Here is a 349-nt window from a genome sequence, read left to right as displayed (position 1 = left end):
CGTGGATCCCCCGCGCGCCGAGCTGCCTGAGCCGTTCATCAGGCGCGCCCAGCCGCCGGCATTGCCCTGGGCGTGACGCAGATCCCCCATGCGCCGGTTGAGGTTGTTCACTTCGGTCAGGAAGTTCTGGCGGCCGACGTCCGTCAGTCCCGTGCCGCCCTGGAGCGCGGCTTCGTCCCGCTTCAGCGCGAAGCCTTGCAGCACCCATTGTGTCGCGGTGTCGGTGGCGACGACTGCGACTTGCGGGGTGAGGCGATGAAAGCCGAGTTCGCGCGTGGGCGCGTCCAGGGTGAAAACGTCACCACGGGTGCCGGGCGGGGCTGTCACCAGGGGCGTGGGCGAGGGGGTT

The 349-nt window shown here is 69.9% G+C and carries 1 protein-coding gene; it reads right to left on the bottom strand.

Features of this window, described 5'->3' with window-relative positions; translation table 11 throughout:
* A partial coding sequence (locus RCF13_RS13545; protein ID WP_308141242.1) for an autotransporter outer membrane beta-barrel domain-containing protein occupies positions 1–349 on the bottom strand: 349 nt, incomplete at both ends.

The organism is Stenotrophomonas maltophilia group sp. RNC7, from assembly GCF_030910085.1.
In the GTDB taxonomy this organism is placed as follows: Bacteria; Pseudomonadota; Gammaproteobacteria; order Xanthomonadales; family Xanthomonadaceae; genus Stenotrophomonas; species Stenotrophomonas sepilia.
Note: the sequence above shows the minus strand (reverse complement) of the source record. Positions and strands in the feature narration are given on the sequence as shown.